At 53.7% G+C, this 18,888-nt stretch carries 18 protein-coding genes; 8 read left to right on the top strand and 10 right to left on the bottom strand.

Annotated features, from left to right (window positions below):
• Positions 1-48 precede the first annotated feature (48 nt).
• Genes MX657_RS02655 through MX657_RS02645 form a run of 3 tightly spaced genes read right to left on the bottom strand, consistent with a single transcriptional unit; the run spans position 49 to position 2,541 of the window.
• A complete protein-coding gene (locus MX657_RS02655) occupies positions 49-429 on the bottom strand; it encodes a hypothetical protein (RefSeq protein ID WP_244288159.1) in 381 nt (126 codons plus the stop codon).
• A complete protein-coding gene (locus MX657_RS02650) occupies positions 429-1,820 on the bottom strand; it encodes a PAAR domain-containing protein (RefSeq protein WP_346807199.1) in 1,392 nt (463 codons plus the stop codon). The genes MX657_RS02655 and MX657_RS02650 overlap by 1 nt, the downstream gene beginning before the upstream one ends.
• Before the next feature lie 10 nt (positions 1,821-1,830).
• Positions 1,831-2,541 (bottom strand): hypothetical protein, encoded by a 711-nt coding sequence (locus MX657_RS02645; RefSeq protein WP_346807198.1) that lies wholly within the window; start codon positions 2,539-2,541, stop codon positions 1,831-1,833.
• 756 nt (positions 2,542-3,297) lie between these two features.
• Here MX657_RS02645 and MX657_RS02640 point away from each other — a divergent pair.
• A complete protein-coding gene (locus MX657_RS02640; RefSeq protein WP_080328820.1) occupies positions 3,298-4,635 on the top strand; it encodes a hemolysin family protein in 1,338 nt (445 codons plus the stop codon).
• A 76-nt stretch (positions 4,636-4,711) separates the two neighbouring features.
• Here the strand turns inward: MX657_RS02640 and MX657_RS02635 are convergent, their stop codons facing one another.
• Positions 4,712-4,918, bottom strand: a complete 207-nt coding sequence (locus MX657_RS02635) for a DUF1107 domain-containing protein (protein WP_008501430.1) — start codon at positions 4,916-4,918, stop codon at positions 4,712-4,714.
• 324 nt (positions 4,919-5,242) lie between these two features.
• On the opposite strand from MX657_RS02635, the gene MX657_RS02630 reads away from it, so the two are divergent.
• A complete protein-coding gene (locus MX657_RS02630) occupies positions 5,243-5,800 on the top strand; it encodes a YtfJ family protein (protein ID WP_028015282.1) in 558 nt (185 codons plus the stop codon).
• Here MX657_RS02630 and cysQ read toward each other — a convergent pair.
• Positions 5,794-6,534 carry a 3'(2'),5'-bisphosphate nucleotidase CysQ gene (cysQ, locus tag MX657_RS02625; RefSeq protein ID WP_119917147.1) on the bottom strand — a complete coding sequence of 247 codons (741 nt, stop codon included), beginning with the start codon at positions 6,532-6,534 and terminating at the stop codon, positions 5,794-5,796. The genes MX657_RS02630 and cysQ overlap by 7 nt on opposite strands.
• A gap of 190 nt (positions 6,535-6,724) precedes the next feature.
• On the opposite strand from cysQ, the gene MX657_RS02620 reads away from it, so the two are divergent.
• On the top strand, positions 6,725-8,668 hold the full coding sequence (locus MX657_RS02620; RefSeq protein WP_346807196.1) for a bifunctional 2',3'-cyclic-nucleotide 2'-phosphodiesterase/3'-nucleotidase: 1,944 nt from the start codon (positions 6,725-6,727) through the stop codon (positions 8,666-8,668).
• A gap of 40 nt (positions 8,669-8,708) precedes the next feature.
• Here MX657_RS02620 and MX657_RS02615 read toward each other — a convergent pair whose 3' ends face one another.
• Positions 8,709-9,095 carry a winged helix-turn-helix transcriptional regulator gene (locus tag MX657_RS02615; protein WP_080328817.1) on the bottom strand — a complete coding sequence of 129 codons (387 nt, stop codon included), beginning with the start codon at positions 9,093-9,095 and terminating at the stop codon, positions 8,709-8,711.
• A gap of 84 nt (positions 9,096-9,179) precedes the next feature.
• Between MX657_RS02615 and MX657_RS02610 the strand changes: the two genes are divergently transcribed.
• The 3 genes from MX657_RS02610 (at position 9,180) to MX657_RS02600 (ending at position 11,975) form a co-directional block, all read left to right on the top strand.
• Positions 9,180-10,028 (top strand): SDR family oxidoreductase, encoded by an 849-nt coding sequence (locus tag MX657_RS02610; protein ID WP_119917145.1) that lies wholly within the window; start codon positions 9,180-9,182, stop codon positions 10,026-10,028.
• An 81-nt stretch (positions 10,029-10,109) separates the two neighbouring features.
• The gene (locus MX657_RS02605) at positions 10,110-10,934 is read left to right on the top strand and encodes an AraC family transcriptional regulator (RefSeq protein ID WP_119917144.1); all 825 of its coding nucleotides are present in this window, start codon (positions 10,110-10,112) and stop codon (positions 10,932-10,934) included.
• Positions 10,935-11,009: 75 nt separating this feature from the next.
• Positions 11,010-11,975: a DMT family transporter gene (locus tag MX657_RS02600; RefSeq protein ID WP_119917143.1), complete on the top strand. Its 966-nt coding sequence runs from the start codon at positions 11,010-11,012 to the stop codon at positions 11,973-11,975.
• A gap of 79 nt (positions 11,976-12,054) precedes the next feature.
• On the opposite strand, the gene MX657_RS02595 is transcribed toward MX657_RS02600, so the two are convergent.
• Complete coding sequence (locus tag MX657_RS02595) at positions 12,055-13,704, bottom strand: methyl-accepting chemotaxis protein (RefSeq protein WP_080328813.1); 1,650 nt, start codon at positions 13,702-13,704, stop codon at positions 12,055-12,057.
• 244 nt (positions 13,705-13,948) lie between these two features.
• On the opposite strand from MX657_RS02595, the gene ytfE reads away from it, so the two are divergent.
• Positions 13,949-14,611, top strand: a complete 663-nt coding sequence (gene ytfE / locus MX657_RS02590; RefSeq protein WP_119917141.1) for an iron-sulfur cluster repair protein YtfE — start codon at positions 13,949-13,951, stop codon at positions 14,609-14,611.
• 86 nt (positions 14,612-14,697) lie between these two features.
• Here ytfE and cycA read toward each other — a convergent pair whose 3' ends face one another.
• Together cycA and fklB are read right to left on the bottom strand one after the other, a co-directional pair.
• Positions 14,698-16,107: a D-serine/D-alanine/glycine transporter gene (cycA, locus tag MX657_RS02585; RefSeq protein ID WP_119917140.1), complete on the bottom strand. Its 1,410-nt coding sequence runs from the start codon at positions 16,105-16,107 to the stop codon at positions 14,698-14,700.
• A gap of 312 nt (positions 16,108-16,419) precedes the next feature.
• Positions 16,420-17,040: an FKBP-type peptidyl-prolyl cis-trans isomerase gene (fklB, locus tag MX657_RS02580; protein ID WP_008502892.1), complete on the bottom strand. Its 621-nt coding sequence runs from the start codon at positions 17,038-17,040 to the stop codon at positions 16,420-16,422.
• A 233-nt stretch (positions 17,041-17,273) separates the two neighbouring features.
• Here fklB and MX657_RS02575 point away from each other — a divergent pair, with 233 nt between their 5' ends.
• Positions 17,274-17,912: an OapA family protein gene (locus tag MX657_RS02575; protein WP_119917139.1), complete on the top strand. Its 639-nt coding sequence runs from the start codon at positions 17,274-17,276 to the stop codon at positions 17,910-17,912.
• Between the two features lie 46 nt (positions 17,913-17,958).
• Here the strand turns inward: MX657_RS02575 and MX657_RS02570 are convergent, their stop codons facing one another.
• Positions 17,959-18,888: a DMT family transporter gene (locus MX657_RS02570; RefSeq protein ID WP_346807190.1), complete on the bottom strand. Its 930-nt coding sequence runs from the start codon at positions 18,886-18,888 to the stop codon at positions 17,959-17,961.

The raw sequence follows: 18,888 nt of genomic DNA, 5'->3' as shown, positions 1-18,888 counted from the left end.
CGTATTCACTTACAAGAAAAGCCGCTTTAGCGGCTTTATAAAATAGGCTTAGAGAAATAAGTAAGATGTTATGATGGTTGCACAAAACAGAACAATCATTATTAAGAATAAAGTAAACTTAATTTTTAGCCACGACACTTCCTCTTTAGGTAAATTTTTGATGAAATCATAATGTTCGGGGTTCATATTTCTCACAGGAAAACTTCCCTTTTTAAAAGCAAATGGGAAGATGAAGTACATATCTTTTTGAAAAGCTAAGAATATCCCCCCTGCTTGCGCAAGGATTATACCTGCGGGTACGTGTCCAAATCGTTCTTTAAAAATATCGCACAATAAAAGGTGTTGTTTATTCTTCGTCACCGAATATGCACATGCTACAATTGTCGATAAGACAAACAATATGAATATGATAGCAGATACAATTTTCATCAGTTCCCTACTGCGTTATAAATTATTTCACCATATTCTTCACCTTTGTCTGAGAGATACTCTCCGCCTATATACCCCCCACCAGTACCAAGAATTACACCACAAGCTAATGCACCTGCTCCGGCAGCTTCTATTGTTAAAGTCCCCAAAATAACAGAACAGAGGCCAACACCAGCAGCACCGCCAGCATAACTACCAGCAAGCCCCCCTGCAAAGCTACCTATTTCCGTGTATTTCTTTTTAGTACATTCGCTTTCACGACCAACAGAACAAGCCTCATTTATTTCATTAATAGAATGCAAAGCACTAAAGCCAATCCCGACATAACCAACATATCGCATAGCTGCTACATATTTTGCAGCTCGCTCTATATGTGTAGCGTAACCATCAATATCACTTATTCCCGTTTCATTCCATTTATGAGTTATCGATTTAGTTGATAAACCAAGAGCACTTTTTAAGTTGTTGTACTCACCAAGTTTCATACCTTTATTAAGGAAGCCGACTTTAAGTACATGATCAAGTTTCTTGAATAGTTGAGCACGTCTCACATAGAATTGCTCACCAATCAAAACCCCTCTTGTGGTGTATGTATTCTTGTACGTTTCCTGAATTTCTTTCAGGATTTCCTCTATATTCTCGAAATACTTCCCAACAGGTTCAGCAGCAAGTCCTATTCCTTTATCGGCGATGTTGCTAAAGTTAGCTATTGTTGCATAGTGATCGTGTAAGAAATTAGCCTCTTTATGCGTAAGCGGTTCTAATGCTGTATCAATACGTTGTTTAGCAGCCTGCATATGTGCGATCTGATCACTGTCCTGTTTTTCTGGATCAACAACAAGTAGGATTGAACCAGCTTTGTATTCCTTACCTTCTCCATTTAGTGAACGGTAAAGTTCCTTTGTTCCTGCTGGTGAACTACCTTCGAATAAGTATCGCTCATAAGCACCAGTTTCAGCACCGTAAGGAAGTACACAGAAGCCAGCATCTACTGGTTCACGTTTGGTTTCTTCCTTATGTAGTTTTTTAGCTGTCTGGGCGTGCTGTACGGGTTCTTCCGTTTTTGTTGGTACAGGAACAGCTAAAGGGGCAGCCTTAACTGCTTTCTTTTCCTCGACCCAATAGGAAGCATTTGGGAATGACGAAATGAAAGTTGCGTCACAGGGGCATGTACTGCGGCTATGCAAAGTACCTGCTGCGGCAACTCCATGAATCGAGTAAGTGGGGATACCACCTGCGATATGGTATACCTTGCCATCTTTACCACAAGAGACAGAATCGCCATTTCTCGCGGTCGCAATCCCTCCAAAGCTGTGATTTGGGGAACCTGAAAGAATGCTACCGCCGCACGTTGTCTTGTCGCCAATCCTCAGAAAATGACCAGTAGCCATAGAATCATCCTTAATGAAGTTTGTTAGCAGGTTTAGAACCATTCACTGCCAGAGAAGATACGATCCACATTTGCTTTTCGATGGAATAGGTGGATACACAGTATTGCGTTGCCGGGCTGATAATCGGTGTTGCGGTGACAAGTGCCGTTGATACAGCATTCCGGGCATGTTCTTTTATGAAGTCGAGAGGTTGAGAGTTAAGGATCTCCATTGATTCACAGTAGCTGGGAAACTCTTCATGCCAGTAACCATTCATTCCCTCGAACAGGGATTCATCGAATTTCAGGATTACCTTGTTTGTGATGGGATCTAAGCCGTTACCGATAGGGAATGATTCAGGGAATTGCAGAGTTCGGTATAGAGCAGATTGCAGTATAAGGTTTCTGAAATCGTCGATTGAGAACCCAAATACAAGCATCATGCCGTAATGGGATTTATGGGCTTTCGTGTTGATCATCATCTCTGTAATGTTCAGATCAGAGAATGAGTAAACCTTCCATTCCGACGGTGTTTCTGCCTGATTCAGTACTTCAGCAGCAATTGCCGCATCAAGAATCAAAGTGTAAAGAGCCATCCCCTGAATATTGCCTCCGCCAGCCCACTGAGTCTCTAACCACTGAGCCCCGTCATCATTTACCGTCATCCGGGCAACTGAGAAAAGTAAAGTTGGGCTGATGTAATCGTTTGTACCTGGTGCATAAAAATGAATCTTTTTGGTCATAACTTCCTGTACTTGTGTTGTTTTTTTAGATTCTAATTCTCACATGAACATTACGGTTTTGTACAGGGAATGAGCAGTTACCCCCACGTTTTTGACACAAATACATAAAACAGAAAGTATTTAGATATCATCTAATTGCTATTAAAAATGACTGCTTTCGCGACCTCATACCTGTACAAACAGTTATTGAGATTGATCGAGCACCATATATGCGGGCTGGCACATGCTGCCCCGATTCCACACGGTTGGTCTTAATGATCACCATTAACGATCTATTATTTGCTTATCTCTGGCCTTTAGAAGCATGTTTCGTATTTGCCTTTAGCAGGAAGAGCCTTATAAAAACCTCAGATAGTTCTACTGCACGGTGCTAAGCCACATTCTTATCCCGGATCCTAAGGCTGACTCCGCTTAGTTTTCCAACTAATCGACACTGACACATAGCCACATAAAAGAGCGTTCAGAGGAAGCCGTCCCGTCCAGATAATGCACATTTCGCTGTGTAAAGATTGGATAAAGATCCGGTTTAGAATGCATGAAAACCCTCTTTAAATGAAAATGATTCCCATCAAATCCCAAGCACAATGCTTATCGGTTCTTAAGCGCCAAAATGTGACCTCTGGCAGGTTTACATCTCTTTACGCTATACTACCCGCTGAAATAATCGGCTCAACGCTACGAGCTGACGTTCAATGTGTTTTCACACAAATGGTATCAACTCCCCTTCTGAGGATCTGGCGAGAAGCCGGATAAACTATGTTAAACAGTATTTTAGTAATACTTTGTCTTATTGCCGTCAGTGCATTTTTCTCGATATCGGAGATCTCGCTGGCCGCGTCCCGTAAAATCAAACTTAAGCTGCTTGCCGATGAAGGCAACATCAATGCCACCCGCATCCTGAAAATGCAGGAAAATCCCGGCATGTTCTTTACCGTGGTGCAGATTGGCCTGAACGCCGTCGCCATTCTCGGCGGTATCGTGGGCGATGCAGCGTTTTCCCCGGCATTTTACAGCCTCTTTGTGAAGTACATGTCCGCTGAGCTTGCCGAACAGCTGAGCTTTATCCTCTCCTTCTCGCTGGTGACCGGCCTGTTCATTCTCTTCGCAGACCTGACCCCGAAACGCATCGGTATGATTGCGCCAGAAGCTGTGGCTTTGCGTATCATCAACCCGATGCGCTTCTGTCTGTACGTGTTTCGCCCGCTGGTGTGGTTCTTCAACGGCCTGGCGAACGTCATTTTCCGCATCTTTAAGCTGCCAATGGTGCGTAAAGACGACATCACCTCTGACGACATTTATGCGGTGGTGGAAGCCGGCGCGCTGGCCGGGGTGCTGCGTAAGCAGGAGCACGAGCTGATTGAGAACGTATTTGAACTGGAATCCCGTACCGTGCCCTCTTCCATGACGGGCCGTGAAAACATTATCTGGTTCGATTTACACGAAGATGAGCAGAGCCTGAAGAACAAAGTGGCGCAGCACCCGCACTCTAAGTTCCTGGTCTGTAATGAGGATATCGACCACATTATTGGTTATGTCGATTCCAAAGATCTGCTGAACCGCGTGCTGGCAAACCAGAGCCTGGCGCTCAACAGCGGCGTGCAGATCCGCAATACCCTGATTGTGCCGGACACCCTGACGCTCTCCGAAGCGCTGGAAAGTTTCAAAACCGCCGGGGAAGACTTCGCGGTGATCATGAACGAATATGCGCTGGTGGTGGGTATTATCACCCTGAACGACGTGATGACCACGCTGATGGGCGACCTGGTTGGCCAGGGGCTGGAAGAGCAGATTGTTCAGCGTGATGAGAACTCATGGCTTATCGACGGCGGTACGCCGATTGACGATGTCATGCGCGTGCTGGATATCGACGAGTTCCCGCAGTCCGGCAACTACGAGACCATCGGCGGCTTTATGATGTTTATGCTGCGTAAAATCCCGAAACGTACCGACTCGGTGAAGTTCTCCGGCTACAAGTTTGAGGTGGTGGATATTGATAACTACCGCATCGACCAGCTGCTGGTGACGCGTATCGACAACAAACCGACCGTGCTGGTGCCGAAGCTGCCAGATGCGGAAGAGAAGGTGTCGGCGTAAAGCGCGCTATCTCCACAAACATCAACGGCTCCCATCGGGAGCCGTTTTTCTAACTACCTACTGCATAGCACGTTGGTTAAGCCATCTCAGTCTGCAGACGCATAACCTGACGGTTGACTTCGGACATTACAGACAGGTGCTGTTTGTCCTTCACTTTTGGGACAAGGATCTTACCCTTATCAAACTCAAAAGCGCCAACATCCTTGATGTACAACCGTCCACGGAACAGGATCTTCACGTACTTCGCCACCTGAAGCGGGTTGTAGCGTTGGAAAATTTTCATTCTTGTATCTCCTGCGAATCATACGCTCTTGCGGTGCCACAATCGGCCCGACTGTCCTGAGCGCAAATTTTGATGCCCAATGACTATAGACCAGAACTACGGTGTTACCCAGTGTGCATAAGTTTATTTACCGTTTGATTACAATTATTCAGAATAATCTTTGCAAAGCGTGACAGGGAGCAGTATAAGCCGTCGTTTTTTCATGGATATGTGCGTTCACCCGCAAACTGGCATCGGGATTGCGGGAAAACCACATTGATCGCACTTATGATTAAAAGCGTATGACCAAGTGGTCGGATCACCTGCAAACAATAAGGAAACGCCATGACCCTACGTAACATCCTTGCAGCAGCTTGTCTGCTGCTGCCCCTGTGGGCTTCCGCTCACAGCATTGAAAAAGGACAACGTGTACCGCCAGTCGGCATTGCTGACCGGGGAGAATTGATTCTCGACAATGATAAGTTTAGCTATAAAGCCTGGAATAGCGCGCAGCTCGCGGGCAAAGTGAGAGTTGTACAACATATTGCCGGTCGTACATCCGCAAAAGAGAAAAATGCCAGCCTGGTGGAGGCGATCAAGGCCGCAAAATTCCCCCATGACCGCTACCAGACCACCACGATTGTGAACACCGATGACGCCATTCCGGGCTCCGGGATGTTTGTGCGCTCCAGCCTTGAGAGTAATAAAAAGCTCTACCCGTGGTCGCAGTTTATCGTCGACAGCAACGGCGTGACGCGTAAGGCCTGGCAGCTTGAGGAAGAGAGCTCGGCGATTGTCGTGCTGGATAAGGACGGCCGCGTTCAGTGGGTGAAAGACGGCGCGTTAACCCAGGAAGAGGTGCAGCAGGTTGTCGCCCTGCTGCACAAGTTGCTGGCTCAGTAAAGAGAAACGCGGAAGCCGGGGTTGAGGAATGACTCGCGCGGGGTATAGTCCAGCGGCCTGCCCTGCCAGTCATGTACATGCGCCCCGGCGGCCGCAGCAACGGCGTGACCTGCCGCGGTATCCCAGACGTTGGTTGGCCCGAAGCGTGGATACAGCTGCGCCTGACCTTCCGCCACCAGACAGAATTTCAGCGATGAGCCAATCGAGGTGGTCTGGTGTTCACCCAACTGCTGCAGATACTCCTCAAGCTCGCTGTCGCTGTGCGAGCGACTAATCACCACCAGCGGCGGACGGGCATCGCGCACCTGTATCTGCTTGCGCACGCCGCACTCCTCCTTCCAGGCCTTCCCTTCTGCGGCGCTGTACATCACCTTCATGACCGGCGCGTAGACCACACCGAGCACCGCTTTGCCCTTCTCAATCAGGGCAATATTGACGGTGAACTCACCGTTGCGCTTGATGAACTCTTTTGTCCCGTCCAGCGGATCGACCAGCCAGTAGCGCTGCCAGTGCTGGCGCTCGTCCCAGCTTTGCGGCGCTTCTTCAGACAGAACGGGGATCTCCGGCGTTAAGGCCTGCAGTCCTTGCAGGATCACCTTATGCGCCGCGATGTCGGCCGCCGTAACCGGGGAGTCGTCCGCCTTGCTGACGACCTCCATCGGTTTTACACCGTCATACACCTGCATGATGGCATCTCCCGCATCCCGTGCGAGCTGACAAATCTTATCTAGCATTTTCCACCTCTTTGTTAACGCAGTGAGGTTAACTCTTTGTTTTAGTTATATCGTAATGTGAACAATTCCGCTATCTGTGAAGCAATTCCGGTTTCAGGTCGCTTTTTTCTGTCAGGATTCACATTTCTGTAAGCAACAAGCGATAGATACATACTCTTTTGTGGAACGGATCGAAAAAAGGACTCCTCTGATGATTAAGTTTAGTGCAACGCTTCTGGCGACGCTGATTGCAGCGAGCGTACAGGCAGCGACGGTAGATCTGCGTATTCTGGAAACGACCGATCTGCACAGCAATATGATGGACTTCGATTACTACAAAGATACCCCTACGGAAAAATTCGGACTGGTACGCACAGCAAGTTTGATCAACGCCGCGCGCGGCGAAGTCAAAAATAGCGTGCTGGTGGACAACGGCGATCTCATCCAGGGCAGCCCGCTCGGCGATTACATGGCGGCGAAAGGTCTGAAGAAAGGCGAGATCCATCCGGTTTATAAAGCGATGAACACGCTGGACTATGCCGTCGGTAACCTGGGCAACCATGAATTTAACTACGGCCTGAAATACCTGCACGATGCGCTGGCCGGTGCGAAATTCCCGTACGTTAACGCCAATATCATCGACGTTAAGACGCAAAAGCCGCTCTTTACTCCTTACCTGATAAAAGAGACCGAGGTTGTCGATCAGGACGGGAAAAAGCAGACGCTGAAAATCGGCTATATCGGCTTCGTACCGCCGCAAATCATGACGTGGGATAAAGCTAATCTCGACGGTAAAGTGACCGTTAATGACATTACCGAAACCGCGCGCAAATACGTGCCGGAGATGCGCGAGAAAGGCGCAGACCTGGTGGTGGTTGTCGCCCACTCGGGACTCTCCGCCGATCCGTATCAGGCCATGGCGGAGAACTCCGTTTACTACCTGAGCGAAGTCCCGGGCGTTGACGCGATCCTGTTCGGTCACGCTCACGCTGTTTTCCCGGGCAAAGATTTCGCCAGCATTAAAGGAGCGAATATCGAGAAAGGGACGCTCAACGGCGTGCCATCGGTGATGCCGGGCATGTGGGGCGATCATCTCGGCGTGGTGGATCTGGTGCTGAATAACGACGGCGGCAGCTGGAAAGTAACGCAGTCAAAAGCAGAAGCGCGCCCGATTTACGACGCGGCGGCTAAAAAATCCCTGGCGTTTGAAGATAAAAAGCTGGTCGAGGTGCTGAAGCACGACCATGACGCCACCCGCGAATTCGTCAGCAAGCCGATCGGCAAATCCGCCGACAACATGTACAGCTTCCTGGCGCTGGTGCAGGACGATCCGACCGTTCAGGTGGTCAACATGGCCCAGAAAGCCTATGCCGAACACTTTGTTCAGGGCGATCCGGATCTGGCAAAACTGCCGGTGCTGTCTGCCGCGGCGCCATTCAAAGTGGGCGGACGCAAGAACGACCCGGCAAGCTATGTTGAGGTCGAAAAAGGCCAGCTGACATTCCGTAACGCTGCCGATCTCTATCTCTACCCGAATACCCTGGTGGTGGTTAAAGCCACGGGGAAAGAGGTGAAAGAGTGGCTGGAATGCTCCGCCGGGCAGTTCAACCAGATCGATCCGAACAGCAGCAAACCGCAATCGCTGATTAACTGGGACGGCTTCCGCACCTACAACTTCGACGTGATCGACGGCGTGAATTACCAGATTGACGTCACCCAGCCGGCGAAATATGACGGCGAGTGTCAGGCTATTAACCCTCAGGCGGAGCGCATCAAAAACCTGACCTTCAACGGCAAGGCGATTGACCCGAGTGCCACCTTCCTGGTCGTGACCAATAACTACCGCGCCTACGGCGGCAAGTTTGCCGGAACGGGCGATAGCCACATCGCCTTTGCTTCTCCAGATGAGAACCGTTCGGTGCTGGCGGCGTGGATCGGCGCGGAGTCGAAGAAGGCAGGCGAAATTCACCCGGCGGTGGACAACAACTGGCGACTTGCGCCAATCCACAGCGAGACGAAACTGGATATCCGCTTTGAAACCTCACCGTCCGATAAGGCAGCCGCGTTTATTAAGGATAAGGCGCAGTATCCGATGAAGAAGGTTGCGACGGATGATATCGGGTTCGCGATTTATCAGGTGGATTTAAGCAGGTAGCGATGATTGTGCCGGGTAAGGCGAAACCGCCACCCGGCTTTTACGCCGCCCGCTCTTCCCGGTTCGCCATCACCTTCGGCGTATTGACTTCAATCCAGTCCGCCAGCGCGGCGACTTTCTCACTCACCTCAATGCCCATCGGCGTCAGGCTATACTCGACGTGCGGCGGCACGACCGGATACGACACGCGATCGACAAAGCCGTCCTGCTCCAGCGCCTGAAGCGACTGAGACAGCATCTTTTCGCTCACCCCGCCCATTTTATGGCGCAGCTCGCTAAAACGGTGCGTTCCTCCGCGAAGAGCCAGCAGGATCAGCACGCCCCAGCGGCTGGTTACGTGTTTGAGCACCTCCCGTGAAGGGCACTGTTCCGCGAAGAGATTGCCATCGCGCATTTGCTCGCTGAGCGTTGGGATCGTTTTTTTCATACTTACCTTTTTGTACGTACTTACTAAAAGTTAGCTATGGTGATAGTGTGCCACAACACCAGACAAACACGAAGGAGATTTATCATGATCGCGATTACCGGCGCTACCGGCCAGCTTGGCCAACACGTTATTGAAGAACTGCTGAAAACCGTTCCAGCAAACCAGATTGTTGCCATTGTGCGTAACCCGGCGAAAGCTGAAGCGTTAAGCAACCAGGGTATTGTGGTTCGTCAGGCGGATTACGCCGATGAGGCCGCCTTCACTGCCGCGCTGAGCGGCGTGGATAAACTGCTGCTCATTTCCTCCAGCGAAGTGGGCCAGCGCGCGGCCCAGCACCAGAACGTCATCAACGCCGCCAAAGCGGCAGGCGTGAAATTTATCGCCTACACCAGCCTGCTGCACGCGGATAAATCACCGCTGGGTCTGCACGTTGAACATGTCGAAACCGAGAAAGCGCTGGCAGAATCTGGCGTGCCATACGCCCTGCTGCGCAACGGCTGGTACACCGAAAACTATCTGGCGAGCGCGCCGCCTGCGCTGGAACACGGCGTATTCATTGGTGCCGCAGGCGAAGGCAAAATTGCCTCCGCGACCCGTGCAGACTACGCCGCGGCGGCCGCCAAAGTGATCGCTGAAGAGGGTCATGCGGGCAAGGTATATGAACTGGCTGGCGACCACGGCTGGACATTGAGCGAACTGGCAGCGGAACTGAGTAAGCAGAGCGGCAAACCTGTGGCGTATCAAAATCTGAGCGAAGCGGACTTTGCAGCCGCATTGAAGAGCGTGGGTTTACCTGCCGGGCTGGCGGATATGCTGGCGGACTCCGACGTGGGCGCCTCCAAAGGCGGGCTCTTTGACGACAGCCGTACCCTGAGCAAACTGATCGGCCGCCCGACCACCCCGCTGGCGGAAAGCGTCAACGCCATTCTGTAATTGTTACGGATTGGTTATTTTTTGTGGCATCCCCTCGGGTCATCTCTGATAATAAAGTGATGACCCATGAGGAGGCTCACCGTGCAAGGCGTACCAGAACAGTTTACTGACGAGAGAGACAGCGCGCGCTTTCGCCATCTGGCGCAGCTGCCGGGCCTGGAACTCTATCACGCCCATATCTCGGACTACGCCTTTGAGCCCCACACGCATGAAGCCTTCGGCATCGGCACCATCGAAACCGGTGCCGAACGCTTTCGCTATCGCGGCACGCAGCATCTCGCGGCGGAAAAATCCGTTGTCACCATGAACCCGGACGAGATCCACACGGGGGAATCCGCCACCGAAGGCGGCTGGCGCTACCGGATGGTCTACATCGAACCCGATCTTCTGGAAGAGGTGACCGGCCTGCGTCACTGGTGGTTTAGCGACGTTACGCGCCACGATCCGCTGCGCTCGCAGCAAATCGGCCAGCTGATTTACGGACTGTGGCACACGGACGACCCGCTGGCGCAAAAAAGCTTGCTGCTGGATTTGATTGAGACTTTCCAGCCGCTAGCCCATCACGCGCCGGTGATTCACGAAGGTGCGCACCGGTTTGAGCGCGTGCGCGAGTACCTGCACGACAACTACATGCACGCCCTGACGCTGGACGAGCTGGCGAGCGTCGTCTCGCTCAGCCCGTATCATTTCCAGCGCCAGTTCAAAGCCCACTTTCACGTTACGCCGCACCAGATGCTGATGGCGATTCGCCTGTGGCGCGCCAAAGCGTTCCTCACTCACGGCATGCCCGCAGCAGAGGTCGCCGCCGCGACCGGGCTGACCGACCAGTCGCATTTAACCCGCGCCTTCACCCGCCGCTACGGCATTACGCCCGTACGCTATCAGAAGCAGGTCGCCCGGCGCTAATGCGCAATCTCATACAATACGCGCGCGTTTCACCCTCCTAGACTGAGTGCAGAGTAAATCAATGTGGATGGAAAAATGATTAGCGGTGTGTTGTATGCCCTGCTTGCAGGTCTGATGTGGGGGCTGATCTTTGTCGGCCCACTGATCGTGCCGGAATATCCGGCGATATTGCAGTCTACCGGACGTTATCTGGCGCTGGGGCTGATTGCCCTTCCTCTGGCATGGCTGGGGCGCACGCGCTTGCGACAGCTCAGCCGTCAGGACTGGGGCACCGCGCTGGCGCTGACCATGATGGGCAATCTCATCTATTACGTCTGCCTGGCAAGCGCCATTCAGCGTACCGGGGCGCCGGTGTCGACCATGATTATCGGCACGCTGCCGGTGGTTATTCCCATCTTCGCGAATCTGCTCTATAGCCACCGGGACGGCAAGCTGGCGTGGTCAAAAATGATACCCGCCCTGGCCTGCACCGCCGTGGGGCTGGTGTGCGTCAATATCGCCGAGCTGCGCCACGGGCTGGGCGATTTCAGCTTGTGGCGTTACGGTTCTGGGATCGTTTTAGCGTTCATCTCGGTCGCGTGCTGGGCCTGGTACGCCCTGCGTAATGCGCGCTGGCTGCGGGAGAATCCGGATAAGCACCCGATGATGTGGGCGACGGCGCAGGCGCTGGTCACGCTCCCCGTCTCGTTAGTGGGATATGCCGGTGCATGCATCTGGCTGGGTCATCAGCAGCCGGAGTTTGCCCAGCCCTTCGGACCAAGACCCTGGGTCTTTATTGGCCTGATGGTGGCGATTGCGGTGCTGTGCTCCTGGGTGGGCGCGCTGTGCTGGAACATTGCCAGCCAGAAGCTGCCGACGGTGATCTTAGGGCCGCTGATTGTGTTCGAAACCCTGGCCGGGCTGCTGTACACCTTCCTGATGCGCCAGAGTGTGCCGCCGCTGTTAACGGCCTGTGGGATCGCGCTGCTGGTGGTGGGGGTGGTGATGGCGGTAAGAGCGAAGCCGGAAAAACCGAGGGTCGTTCCGGCGTCGGAGATGTGAGCATTGCCCGGCGGCGCTGCGCTTGCAGGGCCTACAAAACCGTAGGCCCGGTAAGGCGTAGCCGCCACCGGGCAAGCCCTTAAAACGTTTCCCAGTTCGCTTCAGCTACGGTCGCAGCAGGCTGCGCTTTTGGCACATAGGTTTTCACCGGCGCCGCTTTAACCGCCTGATTACGCGTAATTTTAAACACCGCTACCGCTTCGTTCAGGCGTGCGGCCTGATCTTCCAGCGCCGCCGCTGCCGCCGCAGACTCCTCCACCAGCGAGGCGTTCTGCTGGGTAACGCGGTCCATCTCCGCTACCGCCTGGCCCACCTGATCGATACCGCGGCTCTGCTCGTCAGAGGCAGAGGCAATTTCGCCCATGATGTCGGTCACCCGGGTAACCGCGTTGACGATTTCCGCCATCGTCGCGCCCGCTTCGTTTACCAGCTGAGAACCCGCATTGACGCGCTCGCCGGAATCATCAATCAACGCCTTAATCTCTTTCGCCGCCTGGGCGCTGCGCTGGGCAAGCGTTCGTACTTCACCTGCAACAACCGCGAAGCCACGGCCCTGTTCGCCCGCACGCGCCGCTTCCACTGCCGCGTTCAGCGCCAGAATGTTGGTCTGGAAGGCAATGCCGTCGATCACGTTGGTAATTTGCGCGATTTTGCTGGAGCTGGTGGCGATCTCGTCCATGGTACGCACGACGCCTTCCACCACATTACCGCCTTTTTTCGCGGTTGAGGAGGCATCCAGCGCAAGCCGGGAAGCCTGACGCGCGTTATCGGCGTTCTGCTTCACGGTGGCGGTCAGTTGTTCCATGCTGGCAGCGGTCTCTTCCAGAGACGCGGCCTGCTGTTCGGTACGGGAAGAGAGATCGTTGCTGCCCGCAGTTATTTCACCCGCGCCGGTATAGATGGTGTCTGCGCCTTCACGCACCACGCCAACCGTGTTGGCCAGCGAGGTTTGCATCTCCTGAACGTTGCGCGCCAGGATCGCCATTTCGTTTTTGCCTTCAGCCTGAATCGGCTGAGTTAAATCCCCTGCCGCGATGGCGCGGATATGGTTGATCACCTCTTCCAGCGGCAGCAGCAGCACGCGGCGCATGGCGATCCAGCTGGAGATAATTACCGCAATGACGAGAATCATGACGGCAGAAAGGATCCACAGGATGCGCTTGTAGTCGCTTTCGTTATCCTGAATGCCTTTACTGGTAAGCGCAGCCTGCGCCTCGCGCCACTCGCGATAGACCTTCTGCATTGCCGTCTGCTTCTGTTCGGCATTCTGTTTGAACATCTCTTCCAGGTTGCCCTGGCCCAGCAGAACGTTCATTTGCGTCAACGTGGCGGAGTAGATGCGGTACTGCTCTTCCAGCCGATCGGCCAGGTTCTCATCCAGACCCGGGGTATTCGGCAGGGCGTAGTATTTGTCGTAATGGACCTGCGCATTAGCCAGCAGGTTTTTCGCGGTGTTAACCAGCTCGTTCAGCTGTCCGCCGTTAATCTGAGAGGCCATGCTGCTTTGCAGACGCAGCATCCCGCGGTTTAGCGTGACGCGCGCCTGGTTCAGGCTGATCCAGGCGTCGGTAAATTCCGCCACGTTCTGGCTGGAAAGCTGCGACACGGTGAAGTTGTCTTTATCGTTATTCAGCGCGTTGATAAAGATACCCGCGGAAATCACTTGCATGATGCCGAGCACAAGCAGCACCGAAATAAGAAGAGTTATGACTTTTATACGTTTAAACATGCGTCGCCTTTGTTATATGCAGGTTTGTCTGACGTGTATCTATCGGCACGCGCGGCGGGTTGTTTACTGTTTCTCCACCTTTAAAAACTTTCTAAACCACTTTCTTATGTCCATTCAGGGAGTTAAACGGGACATTTTTTTGTGATCGGCGTCTCACTTTCCCCCTTCCCACTAAAGGGTTATAGCGTCGCCATAAAGATGCATTTAATATGCACCTTATATTTTTGATGACGAGGTAACTGCTATGGCCTTTCGCGACCAACCCCTGGGCGAGCTGGCGCTCTCCATCCCTCGCGCTTCTGCGCTGTTCCGCAAATACGACATGGATTACTGCTGCGGCGGTAAGCAAACGCTGGCGCGAGCGGCCTCGCGTAAAGAGCTGGACGTGGAGGTTATAGAAGCGGAGCTGGCACTTCTGGCCGAACAGCCTGTCGACAAAGACTGGCGCACCGCCCCGCTCGCTGAAATCATCGACCATATCATCGTGCGTTACCACGACCGCCACCGTGAGCAGCTACCTGAGCTGATTCTGCAGGCGACCAAAGTTGAGCGCGTTCACGCTGATAAACCCTCCGTACCCCGCGGTCTGGCGAAATACCTGACCATGCTGCATGAAGAGCTTTCCAGCCACATGATGAAAGAAGAGCAGATCCTCTTCCCGATGATCAAACAGGGAATGGGAAGCCAGACGATGGGGCCCATCAGCGTGATGGAAAGCGAACATGATGATGCCGGCGAACTGCTGGAAGTCATCAAACACACCACCAACAACGTCACACCGCCGCCGGAAGCGTGCACCACCTGGAAAGCGATGTACAACGGCATTAATGAGATGATTGATGACCTGATGGAACACATCAGTCTTGAGAATAACGTTCTGTTCCCGCGGGCATTGGCTGATAAATAAAAAAGCCCGGTGGCGCTAGCGCTTACCGGGCCTACAACGTCCTCGAACGTAGGCCGGGTAAGCGTCAGCGCCACCCGGCAACATGCTTAACGCATGCCTGCCATACGTTTCTTACCGATAAACAGCCAGCCCAGCCCCAGCGCGATAAACCACAGCGGCGTGACGATCAGCGCCTGACGGGTGTCATCTTCGAGCGTCAGCAGCACCAGCACGAACACGAAGAACGCCATACACACCCAGCACATCAGCTTGCCCAGCGGCATCTTGTAGATCGACTTCTCATGCAGGTGCGGACGCTGTTTGCGGTACACCAGGTACGAGCACAGGATAATGGTCCAGACGAACATGAACAGGATCGCCGAGACCGTGGTGATCATGGTGAACGCGCCAATCACGCTTGGGTTCACGTAGAGCATGACCACGCCACCCAGCAGACACATGCAGGAGAAGGTTAGCCCTTTCGCCGGCACCGCACGTTTAGAGAGTTTCGCAAAGGCGCTCGGCGCCACGCCCTCCTGCGCCAAACCAAACAGCATGCGGCTGGTTGAGAACACGCCGCTGTTCGCGGAAGAGGCCGCAGAGGTCAGCACCACGAAGTTAATCAGGCTCGCGGCAGCAGGCAGCCCTACCAGCACGAACAGCTCAACGAAAGGGCTCTTGTTTGGCACCACCGAGCTCCACGGCGTCACGGACATGATGATAATCAGCGCGAAGACGTAGAACATAATAATGCGCAGCGGAATGGAGTTGATGGCGCGCGGCAGGGATTTCTCCGGATCTTTGGTTTCCGCAGCCGTGGTTCCCACCAGTTCAATCCCCACAAACGCAAATACCGCAATCTGGAAGCCAGCAAAGAAGCCGCTGATGCCTTTCGGGAACCAGCCACCGTCATTCCACAGATGGGTAAAGGACGCCTGAACGCCAGTCGGCGACTGGAAATGCGTCAGGACCATCACCAGGCCCACCACAATCAGCCCCACGATAGCGACAATCTTGATCATCGCGAACCAGAACTCCATCTCACCGAACATTTTCACGGTGGCGAGGTTCAGGCTTAGCAGCAGAATAATCACCGCCAGCGAGGCGACCCAGTCCGACAGCCCCGGAAACCAGAACTGCGCGTAGGCGGTAATCGCCACGACGTCCGCCATGCCGGTGACCACCCAGCAGAACCAGTAGGTCCAGCCGGTAAAATAGCCAGCCCACGGGCCGAGAAGGTCAGACGCGAAGTCGCTGAAGGATTTGTATTCGAGGTTCGAGAGCAGCAATTCACCCATTGCACGCATCACGAAGAAGAGCATAAAACCAATGATCATATAGACGAAAATGATCGACGGCCCGGCAAGACTGATGGTTTTGCCCGACCCCATAAACAGCCCGGTGCCGATGGCACCGCCAATGGCGATAAGCTGTATATGACGGTTTGTGAGATTGCGCCGTAGCGACTGTTCAGACGTCGCCTCTTCTGCAGCGGCGACTTTGACCTGATCTACCATGTAATTTTTCCTGTTTATGCCTGTCTGTGTTGTTAAGGCTCTTCTGGCCTTTAAAAACGTCAAATAAATGACGGTCCCTTTGTAAGGGTTTATCGATATTAGGTAAGAATCGGCGGGATGAATACTATGATTTAGATATTATGTTAATAATATGTTGAAAGTGAGTGTCATATCACTCATGCAGCGCGAAACAGCTCACAAAAATACACGCAACAGTTTCGTTTGCAAGATAAAATGTTGATTCCGTCGTAACTATAGGTTTTATCACTATTTTCCTCTCCCCTGGCGGAGAGAGGAAATAAGAAAAGTCGATTACAGGATTTCCAGCAGCTCGACTTCAAATACCAGGGTGCTGAATGGCGGGATGGACGCGCCAGCGCCACGCTCGCCGTAAGCCAGGTTGTGCGGGATGGTCAGTTCCCATTTGGAACCCACTGGCATCAGGGTCAGAGCTTCGATCCAGCCTGCGATCACGCCGTTGACCGGGAATTCAGCCGGTTCGCCGCGCGCAACAGAGCTGTCGAACACGGTACCGTCGATCAGTTTACCGGTGTAGTGCACGCGAACGTGGTCGGTACGCGCAGGAATTGCGCCGTCGCCCTGGTTGATTACGCGGAACTGCAGGCCGGATTCGGTGCTGTTCACGCCTTCACGCTCGCGGTTCTCTTCCAGGTATTTCACACCTTCGGCGGCCATCTCTTCGAAGCGCGCGCGACGCACGGCGTCAGCACGTTCGTGGATTTCACGCAGCGCACGGTGCACAACGTCAACCGGAACGGCAGGCTGTTTGCCTTCCAGCGCATCAGCGATACCCGCCACCAGCGCTTCAGGTAACAGACCTTCCAGGCCGGATTCGCTCAGCTGCTGTCCTACCTGCAAGCCGATACCGTAGCTTGCCTGCGCTTCGATAGTGTCAAAAGTCGGGGTGGTCATGGGTTTTCCTTCCATCACATTTAAAGTAGCGGGCAGCATATCAGCCATGCCCTTATGGGTAAAACTTTGTCTTAAGTTAAGGTGACAAACCGCGGCGAAACAGAAACAATAGAGACAACCAGGATTAATCCCGAACTGATGTCACGGATGTCCGGTTTGCTACGTCGTTCAGGCAGTTAGCGAACTATACTTCGAAGCACAGGATATAAAAGACGCGGAGCAGGAGGAGAGCCATGCCCGGGCGATTTGAACTGAAACCTACCCTGGCGAAAATCTGGCAGGCGCCGGATAATTTTCGCATTATGGATCCGCTGCCTCCTCTGCACCGCAGAGGGATCATCATTGGTGCGCTGATGGTCATCGTGGGCTTCCTGCTTCCTTCTGGCGGTGATGATGTCGATACCGCGCCGGTCACCCGCAATGCGCAGCTGGATCTTCAGTCGCAAACGCGGCCGCAGCCTGACGCGCAGCCGATGCAGACGCAGCTGGTAACCCCGTCTAACGATCCGGGTCAGGTCGCGCCTGTTGAACCCGAACCCGTTCAGGATGAGCAGGAGCAGGCCGCAGCACCGTCTGAGCCGCAAACTCAGCAGCCTACCGGCATTGAGCAGCAGTGGCGTTCCTATCGCGTGGAGTCAGGCAAAACCCTTGCGCAGCTGTTCCGCGACCACAACCTGCCGCCGACCGACGTGTATGCCATGGCAAAAGTGGAAGGCGCAGGTAAACCGCTCAGTAACCTGCAGAACGGCCAGATGGTACAGATTCGTCAGAACGCCAGCGGCGTGGTCACCGGGCTGACCATTGATACCGGAAATGGGCAGCAGGTGCTGTTTACCCGCCAGCCGGACGGCAGTTTTATCAGAGCACGTTAATGGCACAGGCCGGGTAAGGCGAAGCCGCCACCCGGCACTTTTGTTCTCAGGCGTTCCGCTTATTCACCCACCAGATCCCCGAGCAGACCAGCACCAGCGCAATTGCGTATTTGATATCCAGAATGTTTTCGCCGAGGAAAATGGCGGAAAGCACCGTCCCTGCAACAGGAATGACAAAGTTGAACGGAGCAATCATGCTTACCCGGTTCACTTTCAGCAGCGCGCTCCAGAGGGCGAACGCCACCGATGAGAGCAGCGTCAGATACCCCAGCACCGCGACAGCCTTCATGCTGTGCACTTCCAGCGTCCCGCCCGTGGCATAACCTCCCGCAACCAGCGCAGCCCCGCCGATCGCCAGCTGCCAGCCAGTCATCACCGTTGGGTCAACGGTCTGGGAAATACGTTTCCCGTAAAGCGTGGCGGCAGAGAGAATAAAAGCCGCCAGCACCACAAAACCGTCGCCTTTCCAGACAAACTGGAAATCGTTTAACCCGCTGTGGAAGTTCACCAGCATCACCCCGGCAAACCCAAGAATACAGCCCAGCGTTTTGTTATAGCTGAGTTTGTCATTGTGGTAGATAAAGTGCGCCAGCAGCACGCTGAAGAAGGTTCCGGTGGCGTTCATAATTGAGCCGTTCACCCCCGTCGTGTAGGCCAGGCCTATATAGAAGAAAGTGTACTGAATGGTCGTCTGGGTCAGCCCGAGGATCGTAAGCTGGCCAAACTGCGTGGGTGTGAGCCTGCCAATCGGTTTTCGTTGGGCCAGCGCAAACAGCAGCAGCAAGGCGCCGGCAAACAGAAAACGGTATCCGGCAAAAACGACTTTGGATGGAATATCATCGGCCGCGATCTGAAAGAGTTCGTAGCCATTTTTAATGGCAGGGTACGAGCTACCCCAGAGCAGGCAGCAGAGCGTGGCGCAGGCGTAGGCCACATGTCGACGGGCAAAGACGGGCGTGGGCAGAGCGGTATCCAT

Origin of the sequence: Enterobacter chuandaensis (assembly GCF_039718975.1) — a bacterium.
Taxonomy (GTDB): Bacteria; Pseudomonadota; Gammaproteobacteria; order Enterobacterales; family Enterobacteriaceae; genus Enterobacter; species Enterobacter chuandaensis.
Note: the sequence above shows the minus strand (reverse complement) of the source record. Positions and strands in the feature narration are given on the sequence as shown.